Origin of the sequence: Streptomyces purpurogeneiscleroticus (assembly GCF_020024005.1) — a bacterium.
Taxonomy (GTDB): domain Bacteria; phylum Actinomycetota; class Actinomycetes; order Streptomycetales; family Streptomycetaceae; genus Streptomyces; species Streptomyces purpurogeneiscleroticus.
In genome coordinates, this window is record NZ_NHSG01000295.1 from 31,466 (window position 1) to 52,296 (window position 20,831).

Genomic DNA, 20,831 nt, shown 5'->3' on the forward strand with positions numbered 1-20,831 from the left:
GGCCGCCGCCGAGACGGTGGCCGAAGTAACCCGGCAGAAGGACCCGGTCGTCGTACGGGCCGTGAGCACAGGGCTGAGGTGGAACCGGAACTTTCGATCAGCCGCTCACCTCGGATTCTGCTGCGTGGACTGCGTGGGATTTTCTCCCGCTCGGACCAATCCTTCCGGGCGTCGGCTCCGAATCACTTCTGTCCGTACGGGATGCTCCGAGGTAGGGCCGATGAGGGAGTTGCATGAGATCCGCTGACACCGCCGCCGACTCGCCGGCCGAGCCACGGGGGCCCGATCTGGAAGCGTTGCTGAACCGGGTCGCAGGCGGTGACCTGGAGGCTTTCAGCGCGGTGTACGACCGGGTGAGTGGTCCCGTGCTGGGCGTGGTCCGCCGCATTCTGCGTGATCCGGCCCAGTCCGAGGAGGTCACCCAGGAGGTGCTCATCGAGGTCTGGCGCTGTGCGGCCCGCTTCCGTGCCGACCGGGGCCGGGCGATGACGTGGGTGATGATGCTGGCCCACCGGCGTGCGGTCGACCGAGTACGGGCGGCGCAGGCCCAGGCCGAACGCGAGCACAAGGCGGCGCTGCTCGACCACACCCCCGCGTACGACGAGGTCACCGAGCAGGTCGAAAGCCGCTGGGAGCGGCAACGGGTGCGCCGGTGCATGGGCGCCCTGACGAAGCTGCAGCGGGAATCGGTGACCCTCGCCTACTACCGGGGACTGACGTACCGCGAGATCGCCCAGCTCCTGTCGCTGCCGTTGGGAACGGTGAAGACACGGCTGCGCGACGGGCTGATCCGGCTCCGTGACTGCCTGGGGGTGAGCGTATGACCAGCGCCGATCTGCACACCGCGACCGGAGCGTACGTACTGCACGCGCTGCCCCCCGCGGAACGCCACGAGTTCGAGCGGCATCTGGCCGTGTGCGAGGCGTGCACGCAGGAGGTGCGGGAGTTCTCCGCCACCGCCGAACGGCTGGGGCTGGCCGTCGCCGAGACCCCGCCGCCGGAGATGAAGGACCGGGTGCTGCAGGCGATCGACTCCGTACGGCAGGAACCGCCGCAGGTCGCGGCGCGCGGCGGCGCCCGGGGGTGGAGCCGCTCGCTGTCGCGCTTCGCGCTGGCGGCGTGCGTGGCGGCAGCGGCGGCATTCGGCGGGGTCGCCGTCTGGCAGCACCAGGCGGCCCAGGACGCGCGCAGCCGGGCCCACCAGGCCGAGGAACAGGCGGCCCGGCTCAGTGCCGTGTTCACCGCGCCGGACGCCAAGGTCACCAAGGGCCGGCTCAAGGACGGGGCGACCGGCACCGTGGTGGTCTCCCGCGCCCGGGACAAGGCGGTGTTCCTCGCCTCGGGGCTGCCCGCACTGCCCGAGGACAAGGTGTACCAGCTGTGGTTCAACGACGGCGGCACCATGCGGTCCGCCGGATTGATGGGCGCGGACGGCGGCGCCCGCGCCGCGCTGCTGGAAGGCCCCGTGGGCAGGGCGTCGGGGATGGGCATCACCGTGGAACCCGATGGCGGCTCCGCCCAGCCCACCTCCGCACCGATCGGTCTGCTGGAATTCCCCGCGTGAGGAGAGAACCGCGGACAGGCCCGCGGAGAGAGATGAGGTCGGGCATGGCTGACGCTTCGCGGGTGGCCGGAGTGCGCTCCGCGTTGGTGACGCGTACCACCGTCCGGGTGCCGGAAGCTGCCGTACTGGTGCTCCACGGCGGGCGCTCCGACGGACTCGGCCCGCCCCCGCGCTGGAATCCGGCCGGAGCCCGGATGCGTCCTTTCACGCGGGCGACAGCGCGGGCGACGAGGGGGGACGGCGTCTTTGTGGGGGAGGTGCGTTACCGCCACCGCGGGTGGAACGGCGACCGGAACGACGCGGCGCTGGACGCGCGGCGCGCGCTGGACGAGTTGGCCCAGCGGGTGGGGGAGGTGCCCGTCGTGCTGGTCGGGCACTCCATGGGCGGCCGCGCAGCGTTGCGGGTCGCCGGGCATCCGCTGGTCCGCTCGGTCGTGGCCCTCGCCCCGTGGTGTCCCGAGGACGAGCCGGTGGCGCATCTGCACGGCCGCCGCCTCGTCCTCGTACACGGTGACCGGGACCGTACGACCCGGCCCGACGCCTCCTGGCGGTTCGCCGTGCGGGCCACGGACGCGGGCGCTCGGTCGTGCGCCGTGCTGATGCGCGGCGGGGACCATGCGATGCTGCGCCGGGCCGCCGACTGGCACCGGCTCACCGTGTCCCTGGTCACGGGCCTGCTGGGGCTGACGCCACTGCCGCCGGTGGTGGCGGAGCAACTGTCCGGCGACGCGGCGTCGCCGGTCACCCGGGAGTGGTGACCGCGAAACAGTGACCGCGGCCCGGCGGGGAAGAACCCGCCGGGCCGCGGCATTTTCAGGAGCGGGGCAGCACCGTCCGTCGCAGTCGCCTCGACAGCGCCGGCGGCAGGGGTACGAAGCCGCTGGTGCGGGCCCGGTACTCGGCGTAGCCGGGCCGGTCGGCCAGGTGTCGCTCGAGCAGGGCTTTCCCGCTGCCACGGGTCAGCAGGTACGAGATGACCAGCGGGCCGGCCACCGCGACACCGGCGGCTGCCACCGAGGCGTCGCAGGCGATCAGGAAGAGCCCCCACCAGATACAGAAGTCCCCGAAGTAGTTGGGGTGCCTGGTCCAGGACCACAGGCCGCGGTCCATGATCTTCCCGCGGTTGGCCGGGTCGGCTTTGAAGCGGTACAGCTGGGCGTCGCCGATCGCTTCGAAGGCCAGGCCGAGCAGCCACACCGCGGCCCCGGCGGCGGCGAGCGGGCCGAGGGGGCCCGGTGCGTACTGTGCGGCCTGGACGGGCAGTGACACGCACCAGACCAGGCCGGCCTGCAGCAGGTACACGGTGCGCAGGGCGTAGGCCGTGCGGCTGCCCGGTGCCTTGGCGAGCAGCCGCTCGTAGCGAGGGTCCTCACCGTGGCCGCGCCCGCGCCGGGCGATGTGGAAGGCCAGCCGGAGCCCCCAGACGGCGGTGAGCACGGTGACCAGCAGGCGTCGGCCGCCGTCCCCCACCCCGGCCGACAGCCCGTAGGTCGTCAGGGCCACGGCGGTGAAGCCGAGGCCCCAGGCGACGTCCACGATCCGGTGCAGTCCGCGGCGGAGGGCGAGGGCGAAGGTGCCGAGCATGACGGCGAGCGCCGCGCCGGCCACGGCCGCGAGGTTCCAGCCGAACGCACCCCAGGCGAAGCCGGTCATCGCGCGCCCGCCGTCCGGTGCCAGGCCGGTGGCGCGGTGGCCGGTCCACTACCGGAGCCGCCGCGCGCGTCAGGCCGTACGGTCAGGATCTGGTCGACGCCCATCCGGCGTTCTTCGAAGGCAAGCGCGCCGCCAACCAGGTACAGCCGCCACACCCGGGCGGTGACCGGGCCGACCAGGTCCACCGCGTCCTGCCGGCGGTCCTCCAGGGTGCGGTGCCAGGCTTCGATGGTCCGTACGTAGTGTTCGCGCAGCGATTCGGTGTGGCGCACTTCGAGTCCGGCCCGCTCCAGCAGGCCGATGGTGTCGGCGAGGGGGCGCATGTGCATGTCGGGGGCGATGTAGGTCTCGATGAACGGGCCGCCGCCCGGCGCGTTGACACCCCGCGACATCTGCTGGATCAGGACCCGGCCGTGCGGGCGGACCATGTCGTGCAGCTGGGTGGCGAAGGCGGGGTATTCGGCGTCACCGACGTGCTCGCCCATTTCAATGGTCGCGACGGCGTCGTAGCGGCCGGGCGCGATGTCGCGGTAGTGACGCAGTTGGACGTCGATGAGGTGGTCCAGTCCGCGCTCCCGGGCCCGTTCGCGGACGGCGGTGTACTGGGCGCGGGCCAGGGTGACCGCGGTGACCCGGACCTTGTGGTGTTCGGCGGCGTGCAGGGCCAGCGAGCCCCAGCCGCAGCCGATGTCCAGCAGCCGGGCGCCCGGTTCCAGCGCCAGCTTGCGGCAGATCAGCTCCAGTTTGTCGTACTGGGCGTCGGCCAGCGTGTAGTCGGGGTCGTCATCGCTCCAGTAGGCGCAGGAGTACGCCATGGACGGATCCAGGAACAGTTCGTAGAAGCGCGCGGTGAGGTCGTAGTGGTGGCTGATCGCGGCTCGGTCGCGGTCGGTGCTGTGCAGGCGGCCGCGTAGCCGGGCGCGGCTGCCGGGAGCGGGCGGCGGCGGGCCGAACGCACCGAGTCCGACGGCGGTGAGGGCGGCGCGGGCCAGCCCGGCAGGGTGGGGCCGGCGTGCGGACAGGCCGGTCTCCCGGGCGGCCCGCCAGATGGCACGAAGCCCGTCCGCGAGGTCGCCCTCGATGTCGATCTCACCGTTGATGTATGCCTCGGCGAGACCGAGTTCGCCGGGCTGCCACAGGAGCCGGCGCAGTGCCCGGCGGGAGCGCAGGCGGACGAGGGGAGCGTCGGCCGGGCCGGCCTCGCTGCCGTCCCAGGCACGGATCCGTACCGGGACCGGGCCGCCGAGGAAGCTCTCCAGGAGAGGGGCGAGGCGCTGGGCGACGGGGGTCATCGGGCGGCTCCGTTCTTGGTCAGCTGGAGGTGGTGGACATCGAGGTAGCCGGAGCGGAAGCCGGCCTCGGAGTAGGCGAGGTAGAAGGTCCACATCCGGCGGAAGACGGCGTCGAACCCCAGCGCATCGACATCGGCGGCGTGCTGGACGAAGCGCTCCCGCCACAGCCGTAGGGTTTCCGCATAGTGCGGGCCGTACCCGGTGCAGTGGGTGAGGCGCAGTGACGTGTGCGCGGCGGCGGTGTCCTCCATCGCGCGCAGCGAGGGGATGATGCCGCCGGGAAAGATGTACTTGTGGATCCAGGTGTAGGTGGCGCGGGTGGCCAGCATCCGCTCATGTGCCATCGTGATCGCCTGGAGCGCGACGCGGCCGCCGGGGGACAGCACCCGGTCCAGCGTGCGGAAGTACTCCCCCCAGTACTCGGCACCGACCGCTTCGATCATCTCGACGCTCACCACGGCGTCGTAACGACCCGTCACCTCCCGGTAGTCGCACAGCTCGACGCACACCCGGTCCTGCTGCCCCGCCGCCCGAGCACGCTGCAGTGCCCGGTCACGCTGTTCGGCGGAGAGGGTGACCGAGCGGACGTACGCACCTCGTGCGGCAGCCCGGATCGCCAGCTCACCCCAGCCGGTACCGATCTCCAGCAGCCGGGTGCCGGGACCGACGCCTGCCAGGTCCAGCAGCCGGTCGATCTTGCGGTGCTGCGCCTCCCGGAGCTGGGACCAGTCGGCCGGCAGGTGGTCGAAGACGGCGGAGGAATAGGTGAGGGTGGGGTCCAGGAAGGTGGCGAAGAGGTCGTTGGACAGGTCGTAGTGGCGTTGGATGTTGGCGCGCGCACCGTCGGCGGTGTTGCGTTCGGCGGCCGGCCGGCGCGCCGCCCACCAGCGGCGCAACCGTTGCAACGGGGCGGGCACAAGGGTGGTGATGTGCTCGGCCAGCACGGTGAGCACGCCGGTGAGATCCTCCGCCTCCCACTCGTCCGCCATGTACGACTCACCGAAACCGATCAGGCCGTACGCGGCGATCCGCCGGAGGAACGCCTCGGGGGCGCGTACCTCCATCAGCGGGCCGCCGGTGCCCAGCAGCCGGCCTTCGCCCATGGCCACGCGCAGCGGCAGCCGGTCCAGGGCGCGCTCGATGATCCACTGAGCGACCGCGGCGCGCGCGGCGGAGCAGTCGGGCACGGCGACGACGTCCGGCCAACATGCTTCAGAAGCAGGGGAGTTGGAGTCTATGGGGTCGAACGTCGGAGCGCTTGTATCGGGCGTGCTCACTTCATGCCTTTCTGGGGTCGGTGGCGGGGGCGGGGCCGGACGGGCAGTCCGCGCAGCCACAGCCGGATGCCGTGCGCCCGGATGCCGAGGGAGACGGCAGCGGTGGACCAGGGGCTGCGGACCGCGGTACGGAGGAGGCCGAGGGCGGTACCGGGCCGGCGCGTGCCGCGCACCGTGGCCGTCAGTCGCCGTCCCTCCTCCCCGTCGAGATGGATTGCGAGATCGAGCCGCGCGTCCGGCAGGGGCAGCCGCATCTCGTAGCCGCCGTCCACGGGAAAGAACGGCGAGACGTAGAACTCCTTGGCTGTCCGCGCCCGTTGCTGATCGTCGGTGTACAGCAGATAGCAGTGCCGCCGGCCGTAGGTGTTGTGCACCTCGGCCACGACACAACGCAGCGCGCCGTCCGGCGCGTGGCACCAGTAGAGCGACAGTGGGTTGAAGACGTGCCCGAAGACCCGTGCGTTGGCGAGCATCAGTACCCGCCCGCCGTCCAACGCGATCCCGCGGGCCTGGAGAAATGCCTCCAACCCGGCCCGGACGGTGGGCTGCCCGCCGCCGAAGTGGTCGCGGGACTCGAAGCGGGCGAGCGACCGCAGCAGCCGGGGCAGCCGGGGCAGAGCGTCGAGATCGACCAGCCAGAGGTACGTGCGGTGCCTGAAGGCGTACTGCCGCGGGCGGGTCCGCACGTGCGTGACGACACTCGGATACAGCGCCGGTACAGGTGCCGGTATCGGTGCCGGGCCGGATCGGGTCACCATGCCACTCCCAGGGACCGGGCGGCCGCGACCCCCGAACGGCAGCCGTCCTCGTGGAACCCCCAGCCGTGATAGGCCCCCGCGTAGGCCAGCACCGAGTCGTTCAGCTCGGGCAGTCGTCGCTGCGCGGCGACCGACTCCGGGGTGTAGACGGGGTGTTCGTACACCATGCGGGCGAGCGTGCGCTGTGCGGGAATGCTGCCGTCGTCGTTGAGTGTGACGACGTGCTGTTCCGGAGCGTCCAGCCGCTGGAGCCGGGTCATGTCGTAGCTCACGCGGACGTATCCGGTGGTGGCCGCGCAGGTGGGCAGCAGGTAGTTCCACGAGGCCCGGGCTCCGCGGGCCCGGGGAAGGAGCGAGGTGTCGGTGTGCAGCACGGTCGGGTTGCGGGAGTACCGGAAGGCGCCCAGGACCTGGCGTTCCTGTACGGTCGGCTCGGCGAGGAGGCGCAGCGCCTGGTCCGGGTGGACGGCCAGCACCACCGCGTCGTAGGTGGTGGTCGTGCCGTCCTCGGTGGTGACCCGGGCGCCGTCGGCACAGCGGGCGACCGAACGAACCGGGGTCGCGGTGTGCACGGCGTGGAGCCGCTTGGCGATGCGCTCGACGTAAGCCTGTGAGCCGCCGGTCACGGTCCGCCAGACCGGCGAGCCGCCCACCGAGAGCATCCCGTGATGGTCCAGGAAGCGGAAGAGATAGCGGGCCGGGTAGTCCAGCGCAGTCCCCGGCGCGCACGACCAGACCGCCGAGACCAGGGGCACGGCGAAGTGCTGGACGAAGTACGGGCTGAACCGGTGCCTGCCGAGAAATTCGCCCAACGTCCGGTCACCGGAGCCATCGGCGGCGCCCGTCGCCACCCCGGCGAGTTCTTCCCGCGCCTTGCGGTGGAAGACCGGCACCTGCGCGAGCATCCGCAGGAAGCGGCCGTTGAGGGCGTTGCGGGGCTGGGCGAACAGCCCGCGAGGGCCACGCGCGCCCGCGTACTCCAGGCCGCATCCCTCGCACCGTACCGACATGCTCATCTCGGACGGCTGGGTCGCCACGCCCAGCTCGTCGAAGAGCCGCAGCAGGTTCGGATAGGTGCGTGCGTTGTGCACGATGAACCCGGAGTCGACCCGGTGTATCCGGCCGTCGGCCGAGGCCAGGTCGTGGGTATGGGCGTGGCCGCCCAGCCGCCCGTCCGCCTCGTACAAGGTCACCTCATGGTCCTGGTTCACGATGTACGCGCTGGTCAGCCCGGCGATCCCGCTGCCCACCACGGCCGTCCGCCGCCGTCGGTCCCTCATGTCACTCCCTTCGCAGCGGCGCGCATGGGCACGCCTGTCCCTGTGATTCGGAGCCGTGCCGGGTACGGATTGGTCGGCTCGGGCGTGACCTGCGAGGACAGCAGCGGAATTCACCCGGTCGGGTGATCGGCCAATCCGCCTGCCCAGCGGCTCCGAATGCAGGGTGTGAGTACACGAGGAAGGGCGGCGGCGCGGACCGCCGCAGCGGCGGTGAGCGGACTGCTGGCCGGCTACGCGGCACTGGCCGTGGCCGAGTTGGTGTCCGTCGCCGTCAGGCCCGAGGCGAGTCCGGTCACCGCGGTGGGCGGTGCGGTCATCGACCGCACTCCCGCGCCGCTGAAGGACTGGGCGATCCGCCAGTTCGGCACCCACGACAAGCTGGTGTTGCAGCTCGGCATCCTGGCCGTACTGGCACTGTTCGCCATGGCGCTCGGCGTCCTCGCGACCCGCGTACGGCGTACCGCCTCCCTCGGCGTGCTCGTCGTCGGGGTGGTGGGAGCACTCGCCGCGACAAGCAGGCCCGACTCGACGGAGGCGTGGGACGCGATCCCGTCGCTGGTCGGCGCGCTCGTCGGAGCAGGCGTGCTGTACTGGCTCGTCGGGCGGCTCGCTGCCGGCACCCACCGTCCGGAGCGGACCGGGGAGCCGCGGATGGAGCCGGAACCGGAGCTGGAGCCGGAGCCGGAGTCGGAACCGGAGCCGAAGCTGGAATCGCAGCCGGAGCCGGAGCCGGAGCCGGAGCCGGGGTCGGCACCGGCACCGGAGCCGCCGACGGACACGGCCGGCCGCGCGCAGCACGCAGCGTCCGCCGGTGGACCGGGACGCAGAGGCTTCCTCCTCGGTGCCGGTGCCGTGGCGGTCGTCTCCACCGGGGCAGGGGCCCTGGGACGCGGCCTGAACGCGGGTACGGCCGCCGAGGCCGAAGCCTCCCGCGCCGCGGTCCGGCTGCCCGCTCCCGCCTCGCCCGCGCCAGAACTGCCGCGCGGGGTCGACGAGCGGCTACCAGGGCTGACCCCCTTCACCACCCCCAACCGCGACTTCTACCGCGTCGACACCGCCCTGACCGTCCCGCGCCTGGACGCCGGACGCTGGCGGCTGCGCATCCACGGCAAGGGCGTGACCACGCCCCTGACGCTGGATTTCCAGGACCTGCTCCGGCGGGAGCTGATCGAACGCGACATCACCATGACATGCGTGTCCAACGAGGTCGGCGGGCCGTACGTCGGCTCCGCCCGGTGGCTGGGAGCGCCGATGGCGGCGCTGTTGCGCGAGGCGGGCGTGCGGCCGCCGTCCCAGGGCGGGCCGGCCGACCAGCTCGTCGCCCGCTCCGTGGACGGCATGACCATCGGGACCCCGGTGGAGACGGTCATGGACGGCCGCGACGCGATGCTCGCGGTCGGTATGAACGGCGAGCCGCTGCCGTTCATCCACGGCTTCCCGGCCCGGATGCTCGTTCCCGGCCTGTACGGCTACGTATCGGCCTGCAAGTGGATCCAGGACATCGAACTGACCACCTTCGACGCGTACGACACCTACTGGGTCAAGCGGAGCTGGGCACGCAAGGCCCCCATCAAGACACAGTCCCGCATCGACACTCCGAAGCCGTTCGCCTCGGTCAAGGCCGGCACTGTCACGGTCGCCGGCGTCGCCTGGGCCCAGCACAAGGGCATCGACCGGGTGGAGGTACGCGTCGACGGCGGCCGCTGGCAGCAGGCCACACTGGCCACCGAAGGCCCCCGGGACACCTGGCGCCAGTGGCTGTGGGAATGGCCCGCCCGACCCGGCACCCACACCCTCGAAGTCCGTGCCACGGACCGCACCGGCTACACCCAGACCGGTAAACGCGCCCGGCCCATCCCCAACGGGGCCTCCGGCTGGCACTCGGTGGTGGTCACCGTGACCTGACCACCTGACCCCGCGCTTCCCACCTCAGGCAATCAACCGTCACCTCAGGCAATCACCCGTCGTGACCACCTCTCCGGAGACAACCATGAACACCACCATCACCACCATCCGTCGCGCCGCCCTGGCCCTCACCGCGGCTGTCGCACTGCCCCTCTCGCTGGCCGCCTGCTCCGGCGGGGACAGCGGCAAGTCCGAGCCCTCCAGCAGCTCCTCGGCGGAGCAGTCCGAGGGAAGCGGCGGAGCGAGCGCCATGTCGGGCCCGTTCGGCCCCGCATGCTCCTCCGTACCCAAGGACGGCAAGGGCAGCTTCGACGGCATGGCCCAGGACCCGGTCGCCACCGCCGCCTCCAACAACCCCGCCCTCTCCACACTGGTCACCGCCGTGAAGAAGGCCGGCCTGGTCGACACGCTCAACAACGCGAAGAACATCACGGTCTTCGCGCCCACCAACGACGCCTTCGACAAGATCCCCAAGGACCAGCTCAACAAGGTCCTCAACGACAAGGAGCAGCTCACCAAGATCCTGACCTACCACGTCGTCGGCCAGAAGCTCACACCGCAGCAGCTGGAGAACGGCTCGTACCCCACCCTGGAGAAGAGCGAGCTCACCACCTCCGGCTCCGGCACGAACTACACGGTCAACGACAGTGCCAAGGTGGTCTGCGGCAACGTGCCCACGGCCAACGCCACGGTCTACATCATCGACAACGTCCTGATGCCGAAGACGTGACCCCAAGGCCCAACGGCCCCGGAACGACGCGACGCTACTGATTCGCCCCCTGCTACGGCGTTTCCACCGCAGCAGGGGGCGATCGCTTGCCGAGTGGCGCCGGCGGCTCCTGGGTCACCGGCTGGCGTCGCCGCCCACCGACGGTAGGTAGTGCGGTGCCCGCCATGCGGCGAGCCGGTGTTCCACCGACGCGCCGAGCGAGAGCAGTTCGGCGTCCTGGCGGTCACCGGCCATCAGCAGCACGCCGACGGGCAGCTCGCCCACGAAGCCGGCGGGGACCGACAAGGACGGGTAGCCGGCGACGGCCGCCGGGGTGGAGGACGGGATCACGTCGTTGTCGCCGCGTGCGCAGTCGGTCGTCCAGGCGGGCGGGTTCGTCGGCGAGGCGATGGCGTCGAGCCGGTGGGCGGCCATGGTCTCGTCGATGGAACGCCGGGAGAGGTCGGTCAGCTCCGCACGCATGGCCCGGTATTGCGGGTCGGTGGTCGACGGCGCGGCGAGGGCCTGTTCGAACAGCTCCTGTCCGGCGAAACACGTCCGCTCCGCGGGGTGGGTGCGGTTGAAGTCGATGAGCCCGGTGAGATCCCGCGGCCCGTGGCGGGTGGCGAGATAGGCGTCGATGTCCCGGTGGAACTCGCTCAGCAGCGCAGGGAATTCGAGTTCGGCGAGTCGCTTCTGATACGGCGGTGTCACCTCGACGACCTCGGCCCCTGCCGCGCGCAGCTTCTTCGCCGTACGAGTCATGAGGGCATCCACCTCCGGCCCGAGCGAGGGCAGCCGCCACAGGCCGATGCGCTTGCCCCGCAGGCCGTCGGGGCGGGGCAGTGCGTCCGTGAGGCCGGCGGCACCGCCGGCACGCGCGATGCGCCCATCGCTGATCACCGACAGGGTGAGCGCGGTATCGATCACGTTGCGGGCCATGGGGCCCGCGGTGTCCTGCTCGGCGGAGATCGGCACCACGCCGTCCTGGCTGACCAGGCCGAGGGTGGGCTTGTGGCCGACCACCCCGTTCATACCGGCCGGGCACACGATGGAGCCGTCCGTCTCGGTACCGATCGCCACCTGGGCCAGCGACGCGGCGAGCGCGGCAGCCGAGCCGGAGGAGGAGCCGCACGGATTCCGGTCCAGTACGTACGGGTTGTTGGTCTGCCCGCCCACCGCAGACCACCCCGAAGTCGGCTTTGCCGCGCGGAAGTTGGCCCACTCGGACAAGTTGGCCTTACCGAGGAGCACTGCCCCGGCCTGCCGCAGCCGGGTCACGAGGGCGGCGTCGGTACCGGGAGGCTTCCCGGCCAGCGCCAGCGACCCGGCCGTCGTGGCCAGCCCGCGGGTGTTCACGTTGTCCTTGATCAGGACGGGGATGCCGTCGAGCGGGCCGCGGACGGCACCGCGCCGATGCCGGGCATCGCTGGCGGCGGCCTGGCGCAGCGCCGTCGGGTCGGTGCGCAGCACCGCGTTGATCCGGGGATCGATGGTTTTGATCCGGTGCAGGTAGGCGGTGGTGAGCGCCGACGAGGTCAGTGAACCGTCCCCCATACGCGCCTGCAGCTCCGGGATCGTCACCGTATCGAGGTCGATGCCGAGCCGCGTGCCGGCACCGGCCGACGACGCACTACCCGTACCGGCACCCGTACCGGCACCTGTAACGGCATCGGTGGCCGCCGCCGGTGGATGCGGTGCGGCGACGAGAAGGGACGACGCAAGCAGAGTGGCGGCCAGCGCGGTGGTGCTCCTGTTTCTTACGTTCCTCATGACGGGTAGCGGACTACACCGCCAGGCCCGACCGCAAGACCGCCACCCCTTCACCAATTGCCAACGCCGAGCGCCCTGAGGAGAGTTGGTCCCCCATTCACGGCGAAATCCGCGGCACCGCGTCGCGCAGATTCCGTGTGGCGGGGTGCCGGGGCTTGCGCAGCACGTCGGTGAGGGGGCCCTCCTCCACGGCGCGCCCGCGGTGCAGTACGACCACGTAACGGCAGAGCTGCTCCACCACCGCGAGATCGTGCGAGATCAGCAGCAGGGAGAGCCGGTGCTCGGTGCGGAGTGTGTTGAGGAGGCCGAGGATCCGGGCCTGCACGGTCGTGTCCAGGGCGCTGGTCGGCTCGTCCAGGATCAGGAAGCGCGGCCGTACCGCGAGGGCGCGGGCGATCGCCGCACGCTGACGCTGCCCGCCGGAGAGCTGGTGCGGGAAGCGCGCGGCGTGCTCGGCGCTCAGTCCCACGTCGGCCAGCAGTTCGGTGACGCGCCCGCGCTCGGTGCCGCGCGGGACCATCCGGTGTGCCCGCAACACTTCGGTGATCACCGTGCCCACCCGCATACGGGGATCGAGGGCGCCCTCGGTGTCCTGCACGACGATCTGCACTGCACGCCGATAGGCATCCGACCGCCGCACCCCGCTGACGTCTTTCCCACTGACGTCTTCACCACTGACATCTTCACCGTTGACGTTTTCACCGCGGAAGAGGACCGTGCCGTGCGTCGGCGTCACCAGTCCCGACAAGCACCGGGCCACCGTTGTCTTGCCCGAACCGCTTTCGCCGATGAGTCCCAGGCCGTACGGGCCCTCGGGCAGCGTCAGACTCACCCCGTCCACCACGGCCGTACTGCCGTGCACCACTGTCAGGTCGCGCGCCTCAAGCACCGGCGGCCTCCTCGTCGCGCCCGTCGCGGGGCCCGGGGGTCGCCGGGGTGCCCGGCCGGGGTACCGCGGCCAGCAGCCGCCTGGTGCAGTCGGCCCGCGGCGCGGCGATCAGCTCCGCGGCGGGGCGGTCCTCGATCACCTGCCCGTGATGCAGCACCGCGATCCGGTCGCACAACCCGGCCAACAGTGCGAGGTCGTGGCTGATGAACAGGACGGCCGTCCCGTGCGCGTCGCGCAGCTCCGCCAGCAGCGCGCAGATCTCCGCCTGGACCGTCACATCCAGTGCGCTGGTCGGTTCGTCGGCGATGAGCAGCCGTGTCCGCAGGGCCGATGCCAGGGCGATCGCCACCCGCTGGAGCTGCCCGCCGGAGAGCTGGTGCGGGAAGCGGGTGAGGTGTTCGGCGGGCAGCCCCACGCGCTCCAGTGCGGCGGTGGCGCGGCGCCGGGCCTCGGCGCGAGTGCATCCGTGCAGCCGCAGCGCACGCAGTACGGTCGTCCCGACCGGCAGTACCGGACTGAACGCGGCGGCCGGGTTCTGCGGGATCAGCGCCATGGTGGTACCGCGCAGCTGCCGCAGCCGCCGTTCCGGCGCGGACACCAGCTCCTCGCCGGCCAGCCGGATGCTGCCGGTCACCCGGGCACCCGCATGGCGGGTCAGCCCCAGCACCGTCAGCCCGGCCGTCGTCTTGCCCGCGCCGCTCTCCCCGGCCAGGCCGAGGAACTGCCCGCGGAGCAGGGTGAGTTGGTCGATGCGGACCGCCGGGGAGCTGTCGGCGGCGCCGTACCGGACATGCAGGTTGCGCAGGTCCAGGAACGGGGTGTCGTCGGCGGTGGTCATGGGTCAGGTCCTGGTGGTGTGCCGGGGGTCGAGGCGGTCGCGCAGGGCGTCACCGAGCAGGCAGCACAACGCCGCGACCACCATGATGGCCAGGCCGGGGAAGGTGCCGAGCCACCAGTGGGTGGTGAAGTAGTTCTGCGACTGTTCCACCATCAGCCCCCAGTCGGGCGTCGGCGCCTGCGGACCCAGCCCGAGGAAGGACAGCCCGGAGGCGACGAGCAGGACCCCGCCGATATCGGTCGAAGCCTGCACCAGCAACGGGGTCGAGGCGTTGGGCAGGACGTGGCGGAGCAGGATGCGGCGGTGGCCGAGCCCGAGGGCGCGACAGGCTTCGATGTACGCACGTCCGGTCACCGACGCGGCTTCGCCGCGCACCAGCCGGGCGTACCAAGGCCACCAGGTCACGGCCAGCGCCACCGTCAGCCCGGCCGGACCGGGAGCCAGCACCGTGGTCAGGGCCAGCGCCAGCAACAGCGCGGGCACCGCCAGGAAGACATCGGTCAGGCGCATCAGCACCTCGTCGAGCCACCCGCCGAAGTACCCGGCGACCAGCCCGGTCGCGGTACCGACCAGCAGGGCGACCGTCACGACCACCACCGCGACCAACGGCCCGATCCGCGCGCCGTACAGCACTCGGGAGAACACGTCGCGGCCCAGCTCGTCGGTGCCGAACCAGTGGGCGGACGAGGGAGGACGCAGTGCCTGAGCGGTGTCGGTGGCGCCGGTCGCGTGCTCCGGGTACGGGGCCAGTACGGGCGCGAGCAGCGCCAGTACCGCGATGAGCAGCAGACCGCCGACTGCCAGTACCAGCGTCGACCGGCCGCGCAGCGCGCCGGGCGCCCGGCGGGTGGGGGAGGGGCGCGAGAGGGAAGGCGAGGTCGTCATACGCGATCACCGCAGTCGGATGCGTGGGTCGAGGGCGGCCTGTGCCAGGTCGACGGCCAGGTTCGCAGCGAGGTAGAGCAACGCGACCAGGAGGGTCACACCGAGGACGGCCGGCACGTCGAGGGCCTTCACCGCGTCGGCCGCGTACCGCCCGAGCCCCGGATAGTTGAACACCGCCTCCACCAGAAAGGTGTTGACCAGCGAGTATCCGAAGACCAGTGCGCTGAGTTGCAGTACCGGGTTCCAGGCGAGCCGCAGCGCGAAGCGGCCGAGTACGGTGCGCTCGGGGAAGCCCAGGGCGCGCACCATCTGAATGTGGGTCTCGCCGAGTGCGTCCATGACGCTCGCCCGCACCAGGCGGGCGACGACGGCGGCCGGATAGGTGGCCACCACGAGGGCGGGCAGGATCAGGTGGTCGAGGAGGCTGGCGGCCGCTGCCCGGTTGCCGGTGAGGACTGCGTCGAGCAGCGGCAGGCCGGTGACGCCGGTCACGGGATGTTGGGTGAGCACCGTGCGGTCGTGGCTGCCGGCGATCGGCAGCAGTCCGAGCCGGCTCGCGAAGAACATCTGCAGGAGCAGCGCCAGCCAGAACACCGGCATCGAAGCACCCAGCAGTGCGCCGAACCGCACCAGCGCGTCGGGGAACCGCCCGTGCCACCGCGCCGCGACCAGCCCCGCGGGCACCCCCACGACGAGCCCGACGGCCAGCCCGGCGAGAACCATCTGCAGGCTGTTGGGCAGCAGCCCGAACAGATCACTGCGCACGGGGCGGTGGGTGCGTACGGAAACACCCCAGTCGCCGCGCCACACGCCGGTCACGTAGGAGACGATCTGCTCATGGACCGGGTGATCCAGACCCAACTCACCACGAATACGGGCCCGTTCGGCGGCCGTGGCCCGTGGGCCCGCCCACACGCCGGCCGGGTCGCTGGGCACCACGCGGGCGATCAGGTACGTCAGTACCACCACACCGAGGGCCACCAGAAGCGACAGCCCCGCCCGGCGCGCCGCGTAACGGAGCACCGGCATTCCGCGGCCGTTCCCGGCGCGCACCACGTCCGCACCCCGGCCTAGCGGTGGGTGAGGTCATGGACGAACACGACGTTGGCGTAGGCCGGGTTGTCGGTGAATCCCTTGACGTCGCTGCTCAGCACCCGGTGGTAGACCGTGGTACCGAGCAGGAGGACGAGCGCGTCGTCGATGACGGTCTTCTGCATGGTGCGGTACGTCCGCACGGCCCGGGCCGGGTCGGTGGCCGTGAGTGCGCCGACCCGGTCGATGAGCCGGTCGAGTCCGGGGTTGGAGTAGTAGGCGAGGTTGTAGGAGATCTCCTTCTCGGTACGGAACACATTGCGGAAGTAGGAGAGCGACTCGGCGTCGTCCGGCCACCAGTACATGACGAAGATGTCCTGGCGCTCGTCCGGGTCCTTGTTCTTGGCGCGCGGCCACTGGGCCGAAGACCACGTCAGGCCCCGGACCTCGAGGTCTATGCCGAACGGGCGCAGCTGTGCCGTCATCAGATCGCCGAGGGTGCGGATGGTGTCGTCGCCCGCCGGGTAGGTCAGCTCCAGTTCGACGGTCCGGCCGCTGCCCGGGCCGTACCCGGCCTCCTTCAGCAGCTTCCGCGCACGCTTGCGGTCGTCGGCCAGGTCGTCGCCGGGCAGGTCGAGGTCGTTGGTGTGCCCGAGCAGGCCCTGCGGGATCACACCGTCGGAGCGTACGAGTGCGCCCCTGCTCGCGGCGATGAGCTCCCCGTAGTCCAGCGCAAGCACAACGGCCCGCCGCACCCGTACGTCGTCCAGTGGTTCCTTCTCGGTGTTCAGCAGGCCGATAAGGGTCTGCCATGAGGGCCGTTCCCGCACGGAGAGGCCCGGCCGGCCGCGCAGGGTGTCCACCAGCTGCGGCGGCAGCCCGCCGGCGTAGTGCCCTTCCCCCGAGCTCATGAGCTGCGCCGTTGTGGACGACTGCGGTGCCGCCTGGAAGATCACCTTCTTGTAGCGGTTGCCGTGCCAGCCACCCCAGTAGTCCTCGAACGCCGTCAGCTCCACCTCGTTCTCGCTGCCCGGCCGCCACGCGCTGACGGTGTACGGACCGGTGCCCCGGTCCGTGGCCCGGTAGTCCTCCGCGTCGTCCATCACCTCGTAGATATAGGCCGCGTACGTGGCGGAGGCGGCGATGTCCAGGGGCGCCGGCCGGGACAGCTCGAAGCGGACCTGCCGCGTCCCGAGCGGGATGATCTTCTCCACCGGGTCCCACACGTAGGAGGCGCTGGCCTTCAGCTTCATGGTGCGCTCGATGGCCGCCTTCACCGCCTCGGCGGTGAGCGGCCGCCCGGAGTGGAACCGCACGCCGTCCCGCAGGGTGAACGTCCAGGTCCGACGGTCCTTGGACGAGGACCACTCGGTCGCGAGCACCCCCTCCGTCCGGCGGGTGTCGGCGTTGTAACGGGTGAGCGTCTCGTACACGTTCGCCAGCACGACCACTTCGTCGGAGTACGAACGGGCCGGGTCCCACTCCGTGACGAGCCCCTTGGGGGAGAGGTACACGAAGGTGTCGTCCTCTTCCGCCCTACCACCCCCACCGGAGCAGCCGGCCGCCAGGACCGACAACACCACGGCGACGGCCACTCCCACGGCACACAGCCGCAGGCGCGCCCCCGACCAGCGCTGAGCGGAACAAGGAGCCAGGAAGGGCCGCAACGACATGATCGAGCCTCCCCGAACAGTACGTCAGGTACTTCGCACCGGCACCGGCCCTGCGGTAGCAGGTGCGTTGTGGGGACAGCATGGCACGCGGCTCTCCGGACGGGCAGGCGTCATCCGGGCTGTTCAGGGAGCGAGGTGTGGGGGACTGACTGATTTCTGAGGGTGTTTGTTGGGGTGGGGGAGTGATGGGCGGTGTGGGCTCGTGGCGTCGATCGTTGCGCAGGAGGGCCGAGAGGCTGTGCATGTTGGGGGCTGGATGTCTATCGAGACGGGCAGGCCGTTGTGGGACCGGATGATGTGAATCTTCCCCCTGTTCTTGCCGCGATCGGTCGGTCTGTCGGACGACTGTCGGACTCGGTCCTGTCAGGGGGCCCTTTGGCGGCACAGACGCTTCAGGTGATCGGCGACCATCTGCTGGTCGTTGGGCAGGTGGACGACGGAGGCGGTGACGACGGGACCACCGGTCTGGTTCACTACGCAGGCGCCTTCGCCACAGCCGGCGCGCTCTGGCCGGGCGACGGCGACGGGCGCGGATAAGCCGACTACCGGGGCCCGCCGACTCGGTCATCCCCGACCACGCCACGTACTCTCGATGCGCTCCGCGCCCGGGCCGGGCTGATGACCAGCAGCGCGCGCTGGGCCTGCACCTTGCCTGAGCCGGCGGGATGGCTCCGTGTCAGTGAACGCCTTCTCTCATGCCTGCCCAGAGGCGGCGGCCTACTTCTGTGGGTCGTCCTCGATGAGGCGCCGTAGTGAGGGGAGCAGGGCGTCGAGGTCCTGGCCGGTTCTGAAGGCGATGACCGTGGTGCCGCCGTCGGCCTCCGGCAGAGGACCGGGCGTCGCAAAGAGGGCGAGCACTTCGCGCATTGCCTCGTCCAGTTCAGCGACCGGGTCGGAGGACTCTCCCCTCAGCCATCGACGAAGTACGTGGTTGTGGGCGGCGACCACGTTCGCGGCCATGAGTTCGGCCCTCAGCGACGCCGACTCGGTGGGGTCGCCCATCCAGTCCGCGATGAACTCCCGAAAGAGCCGCTGGTAGCGGGCCACGCTGGCGATCTCGCGGTCGCGTAGCGCGGCGACCTTGCTGGTGAGCGCGTACCGCCGCCGTGCGAGGTCGCCCTCCTCGATGTAGTGCAGCAGTACCAGGCGGACGGCGTCGGAGACGGTGACCAGTGCGGTGCTGTGGCTGGAGGTGGCCAGCCGGTCACGGATCAGGTCGAGCAGCCGGTCGTGATCGGGGAAGATCACTTCTTCCTTGGACCGGTAGTGCCGGAAGAACGTCGTGCGCCCCAGCCCGGCCCGTTCGGCGATGTCGTCGACTGTCGTCTGCTCGTATCCACGCTCGTCGAAGAGGGCGAATGCGGCGTCCGCGAGTCGGATCCGCGCAGGTGGCTTGCTCATGAGCGCCCATCCTCTCCTGTCTCAGGCCCCGGATGCCACTTGCCACCGCCGATGGTACTGAGTACCGTCACAGTGATATCGAGTACCAGGAGGGAGTCTGGCGTGGGTTCCGTTGCGCAGAGCGAGTCCGGTCTGGCGATCCAGCCGGTCTACGACGGCTCGGCACTGGAGGGCTTCGACGCGGACGCCAAGCTGGGCGCTCCGGGGAGATTTCCCTACACCCGTGGTGTGTATCCGACGATGTACACCGGCCGGCCGTGGACGATGCGGCAGTACGCCGGGTTCGGCACGGCGAAGGAGTCCAACGAGCGCTACCACGAACTGGTCGGCGCGGGTACCGGCGGCCTGAGCGTGGCCTTCGACCTGCCCACGCAGATGGGCTACGACTCCGACGAAGCCATCGCCCGCGGCGAGGTGGGCAAGGTCGGCGTGGCGATCGATTCGATCGAGGACATGCGGACGCTTTTCCAGGGCCTGCCCCTGGGCAAGGTCTCGACGTCGATGACGATCAACGCACCCGCGTCGACGCTGTTGCTGCTGTACCAACTGGTGGCAGCCGAACAGGGCGTATCCGGCGACCAGTTGACCGGCACGATCCAGAACGACGTGCTTAAGGAGTACATCGCCCGCGGGACCTACATCTTCCCGCCGAAGCAGTCCTTGCGGCTGATCAGCGACATCTTCGCCTACTGTCACCAGGAGCTGCCGCGCTGGAACACCATCTCCATCTCCGGCTACCACATGGCGGAGGCCGGGGCCACGCCGGCGCAGGAGATCGCGTTCACCCTCGCCAACGCGAAGGAGTACGTGCGCGCGGCGATCGCCGCGGGCCTGGACGTGGACGACTTCGCACCGCGGCTGTCGTTCTTCTTCGTCGCGCGGACCACGCTGCTGGAGGAGATCGCAAAGTTCCGCGCCGCCCGACGCATCTGGGCGCGCATCATGCGCGACGAATTCAAGGCCGAGAACCCCAAGTCGCAGATGCTCCGCTTCCACACCCAGACCGCCGGCGTGCAGCTCACCGCGCAGCAGCCCGAGGTCAACCTCGTCCGCGTCGCCCTGCAGGGGCTGGGCGCGGTGCTCGGCGGGACGCAGTCCCTGCACACCAACTCCTACGACGAGGCCATCGCCCTGCCCACCCAGAAGGCTGCCCGGCTCGCGCTGCGCACCCAACAAGTCATCGCCTACGAGACCGATGTGACCAAGACGGTCGATCCCTTCGCCGGGTCGTACGTCGTGGAGTCGATGACGGACGACGTCGAGGGGGAGGCTCTGGAGCTGATCCGGGCCGTCGAGGACCGCGGGGGAGCGGTGGCGGCGATCGAGCAGGGCTTCCAGAAGTCGGAGATCGAGAAGTCCGCGTACAAGATCGCGCTGGAGATCGACAACGAGGAGCGGACCGTCGTCGGGGTCAACAAGTACACCCTCGACGAGGAGGAGCCGTACGAGCCGCTGCGCGTCGACCCCCAGATCGAGACCGACCAGTGCGAGCGCCTCGCCGCCCTGCGCAAGGAGCGTGACAACGACGCCGTCGAGGGCGCCCTGGACGCACTGCGCGACGCCGCGCGGGGCACCGACAACGTGCTGTACCCGATGCGTGAGGCCCTGCGCCTGCGCGCCACGGTCGGCGAGGTCTCCCACGCGCTGCGCGACGTGTGGGGCATGCACGTCCCGCACGACACCTTCTAAAAGCGATGAGCCTCGGGATGGAACAACCAGTGAGCGACACCACCATTCACACCACCGCGGGCAAGCTGGCGGATCTTCAGCGCCGTATCGAAGAAGCCACCCATGCCGGTTCCGCGCGGGCCGTGGAAAAGCAGCACGCCAAGGGCAAGTTGACCGCCCGTGAGCGGATCGACCTGCTGCTGGACGAAGGGTCCTTCGTCGAGCTGGACGAGT

General features: G+C 70.9%; 19 protein-coding genes. 7 read left to right on the top strand and 12 right to left on the bottom strand.

Annotated elements, in window-relative coordinates; translation table 11 throughout:
• The first annotated feature begins 233 nt into the window (after window positions 1–233).
• From CCS38_RS19060 to CCS38_RS19070, 3 genes are read left to right on the top strand one after another with little or no spacing between them, the layout of a single operon-like run.
• Complete coding sequence (locus CCS38_RS19060) at window positions 234–824, top strand: sigma-70 family RNA polymerase sigma factor (protein ID WP_223734497.1); 591 nt, start codon at window positions 234–236, stop codon at window positions 822–824.
• Window positions 821–1,564, top strand: coding sequence for an anti-sigma factor (locus tag CCS38_RS19065; RefSeq protein WP_223734498.1), 744 nt, complete (start codon window positions 821–823; stop codon window positions 1,562–1,564). Before CCS38_RS19060 ends, CCS38_RS19065 begins: the two co-directional genes overlap by 4 nt.
• Window positions 1,565–1,608: 44 nt before the next feature.
• Window positions 1,609–2,322, top strand: a complete 714-nt coding sequence (locus tag CCS38_RS19070; protein WP_223734499.1) for an alpha/beta hydrolase — start codon at window positions 1,609–1,611, stop codon at window positions 2,320–2,322.
• A 55-nt stretch (window positions 2,323–2,377) separates the two neighbouring features.
• Here CCS38_RS19070 and CCS38_RS19075 read toward each other — a convergent pair whose 3' ends face one another.
• From CCS38_RS19075 to CCS38_RS19095, 5 genes are read right to left on the bottom strand one after another with little or no spacing between them, the layout of a single operon-like run.
• Complete coding sequence (locus CCS38_RS19075) at window positions 2,378–3,217, bottom strand: DUF1295 domain-containing protein (protein WP_223734500.1); 840 nt, start codon at window positions 3,215–3,217, stop codon at window positions 2,378–2,380.
• The gene (locus tag CCS38_RS19080; protein ID WP_223734501.1) at window positions 3,214–4,509 is read right to left on the bottom strand and encodes a class I SAM-dependent methyltransferase; all 1,296 of its coding nucleotides are present in this window, start codon (window positions 4,507–4,509) and stop codon (window positions 3,214–3,216) included. Before CCS38_RS19080 ends, CCS38_RS19075 begins: the two co-directional genes overlap by 4 nt.
• The gene (locus tag CCS38_RS19085) at window positions 4,506–5,786 is read right to left on the bottom strand and encodes a class I SAM-dependent methyltransferase (protein ID WP_372457116.1); all 1,281 of its coding nucleotides are present in this window, start codon (window positions 5,784–5,786) and stop codon (window positions 4,506–4,508) included. The genes CCS38_RS19080 and CCS38_RS19085 overlap by 4 nt, the downstream gene beginning before the upstream one ends.
• Window positions 5,783–6,544, bottom strand: coding sequence for a DUF1365 domain-containing protein (locus tag CCS38_RS19090; RefSeq protein WP_223734502.1), 762 nt, complete (start codon window positions 6,542–6,544; stop codon window positions 5,783–5,785). Before CCS38_RS19090 ends, CCS38_RS19085 begins: the two co-directional genes overlap by 4 nt.
• Entirely contained in the window at window positions 6,538–7,824 is a 1,287-nt protein-coding gene (locus tag CCS38_RS19095; RefSeq protein WP_223734503.1) for an NAD(P)/FAD-dependent oxidoreductase, read from the bottom strand. Before CCS38_RS19095 ends, CCS38_RS19090 begins: the two co-directional genes overlap by 7 nt.
• A gap of 156 nt (window positions 7,825–7,980) precedes the next feature.
• Here CCS38_RS19095 and CCS38_RS19100 point away from each other — a divergent pair, with 156 nt between their 5' ends.
• Together CCS38_RS19100 and CCS38_RS19105 are read left to right on the top strand one after the other, a co-directional pair.
• Entirely contained in the window at window positions 7,981–9,729 is a 1,749-nt protein-coding gene (locus CCS38_RS19100; protein WP_223734504.1) for a molybdopterin-dependent oxidoreductase, read from the top strand.
• Window positions 9,730–9,814: 85 nt separating this feature from the next.
• On the top strand, window positions 9,815–10,459 hold the full coding sequence (locus CCS38_RS19105; protein ID WP_223734505.1) for a fasciclin domain-containing protein: 645 nt from the start codon (window positions 9,815–9,817) through the stop codon (window positions 10,457–10,459).
• Between the two features lie 114 nt (window positions 10,460–10,573).
• Here the strand turns inward: CCS38_RS19105 and CCS38_RS19110 are convergent, their stop codons facing one another.
• The 7 genes from CCS38_RS19110 to CCS38_RS19140 form a co-directional block, all read right to left on the bottom strand.
• A complete protein-coding gene (locus CCS38_RS19110) occupies window positions 10,574–12,211 on the bottom strand; it encodes an amidase (RefSeq protein WP_223734506.1) in 1,638 nt (545 codons plus the stop codon).
• A gap of 97 nt (window positions 12,212–12,308) precedes the next feature.
• Window positions 12,309–13,100, bottom strand: coding sequence for an ABC transporter ATP-binding protein (locus CCS38_RS19115; protein WP_223734507.1), 792 nt, complete (start codon window positions 13,098–13,100; stop codon window positions 12,309–12,311).
• Complete coding sequence (locus tag CCS38_RS19120; protein WP_223734508.1) at window positions 13,093–13,938, bottom strand: ATP-binding cassette domain-containing protein; 846 nt, start codon at window positions 13,936–13,938, stop codon at window positions 13,093–13,095. Before CCS38_RS19120 ends, CCS38_RS19115 begins: the two co-directional genes overlap by 8 nt.
• A 3-nt stretch (window positions 13,939–13,941) precedes the next feature.
• Window positions 13,942–14,823 carry an ABC transporter permease gene (locus tag CCS38_RS19125; protein ID WP_223734509.1) on the bottom strand — a complete coding sequence of 294 codons (882 nt, stop codon included), beginning with the start codon at window positions 14,821–14,823 and terminating at the stop codon, window positions 13,942–13,944.
• 6 nt (window positions 14,824–14,829) lie between these two features.
• Complete coding sequence (locus CCS38_RS19130; protein ID WP_223734510.1) at window positions 14,830–15,852, bottom strand: ABC transporter permease; 1,023 nt, start codon at window positions 15,850–15,852, stop codon at window positions 14,830–14,832.
• A 41-nt stretch (window positions 15,853–15,893) separates the two neighbouring features.
• A complete protein-coding gene (locus tag CCS38_RS19135; RefSeq protein WP_223734511.1) occupies window positions 15,894–17,528 on the bottom strand; it encodes an ABC transporter substrate-binding protein in 1,635 nt (544 codons plus the stop codon).
• 717 nt (window positions 17,529–18,245) lie between these two features.
• Complete coding sequence (locus CCS38_RS19140; RefSeq protein WP_223734512.1) at window positions 18,246–18,929, bottom strand: TetR/AcrR family transcriptional regulator; 684 nt, start codon at window positions 18,927–18,929, stop codon at window positions 18,246–18,248.
• A gap of 102 nt (window positions 18,930–19,031) precedes the next feature.
• Here CCS38_RS19140 and CCS38_RS19145 point away from each other — a divergent pair, with 102 nt between their 5' ends.
• Both CCS38_RS19145 and CCS38_RS19150 read left to right on the top strand, forming a co-directional pair.
• Entirely contained in the window at window positions 19,032–20,618 is a 1,587-nt protein-coding gene (locus CCS38_RS19145) for an acyl-CoA mutase large subunit family protein (protein ID WP_223734513.1), read from the top strand.
• A gap of 17 nt (window positions 20,619–20,635) precedes the next feature.
• A partial coding sequence (locus CCS38_RS19150; protein WP_308050835.1) for a carboxyl transferase domain-containing protein occupies window positions 20,636–20,831 on the top strand: 196 nt, incomplete at its 3' end.

Coding starts and splice junctions, on each gene's coding strand:
- CCS38_RS19135 (WP_223734511.1), bottom strand. CDS start 17,528: ATGTCGTTGCGGCCCTTCCTGGCTCCTTGTTCCGCTCAGCGCTGGTCG.
- CCS38_RS19095 (WP_223734503.1), bottom strand. CDS start 7,824: ATGAGGGACCGACGGCGGCGGACGGCCGTGGTGGGCAGCGGGATCGCC.
- CCS38_RS19070 (WP_223734499.1), top strand. CDS start 1,609: ATGGCTGACGCTTCGCGGGTGGCCGGAGTGCGCTCCGCGTTGGTGACG.
- CCS38_RS19065 (WP_223734498.1), top strand. CDS start 821: ATGACCAGCGCCGATCTGCACACCGCGACCGGAGCGTACGTACTGCAC.
- CCS38_RS19075 (WP_223734500.1), bottom strand. CDS start 3,217: ATGACCGGCTTCGCCTGGGGTGCGTTCGGCTGGAACCTCGCGGCCGTG.
- CCS38_RS19100 (WP_223734504.1), top strand. CDS start 7,981: ATGCAGGGTGTGAGTACACGAGGAAGGGCGGCGGCGCGGACCGCCGCA.
- CCS38_RS19125 (WP_223734509.1), bottom strand. CDS start 14,823: ATGACGACCTCGCCTTCCCTCTCGCGCCCCTCCCCCACCCGCCGGGCG.
- CCS38_RS19060 (WP_223734497.1), top strand. CDS start 234: ATGAGATCCGCTGACACCGCCGCCGACTCGCCGGCCGAGCCACGGGGG.
- CCS38_RS19140 (WP_223734512.1), bottom strand. CDS start 18,929: ATGAGCAAGCCACCTGCGCGGATCCGACTCGCGGACGCCGCATTCGCC.
- CCS38_RS19090 (WP_223734502.1), bottom strand. CDS start 6,544: ATGGTGACCCGATCCGGCCCGGCACCGATACCGGCACCTGTACCGGCG.
- CCS38_RS19105 (WP_223734505.1), top strand. CDS start 9,815: ATGAACACCACCATCACCACCATCCGTCGCGCCGCCCTGGCCCTCACC.
- CCS38_RS19110 (WP_223734506.1), bottom strand. CDS start 12,211: ATGAGGAACGTAAGAAACAGGAGCACCACCGCGCTGGCCGCCACTCTG.
- CCS38_RS19130 (WP_223734510.1), bottom strand. CDS start 15,852: ATGCCGGTGCTCCGTTACGCGGCGCGCCGGGCGGGGCTGTCGCTTCTG.
- CCS38_RS19080 (WP_223734501.1), bottom strand. CDS start 4,509: ATGACCCCCGTCGCCCAGCGCCTCGCCCCTCTCCTGGAGAGCTTCCTC.
- CCS38_RS19120 (WP_223734508.1), bottom strand. CDS start 13,938: ATGACCACCGCCGACGACACCCCGTTCCTGGACCTGCGCAACCTGCAT.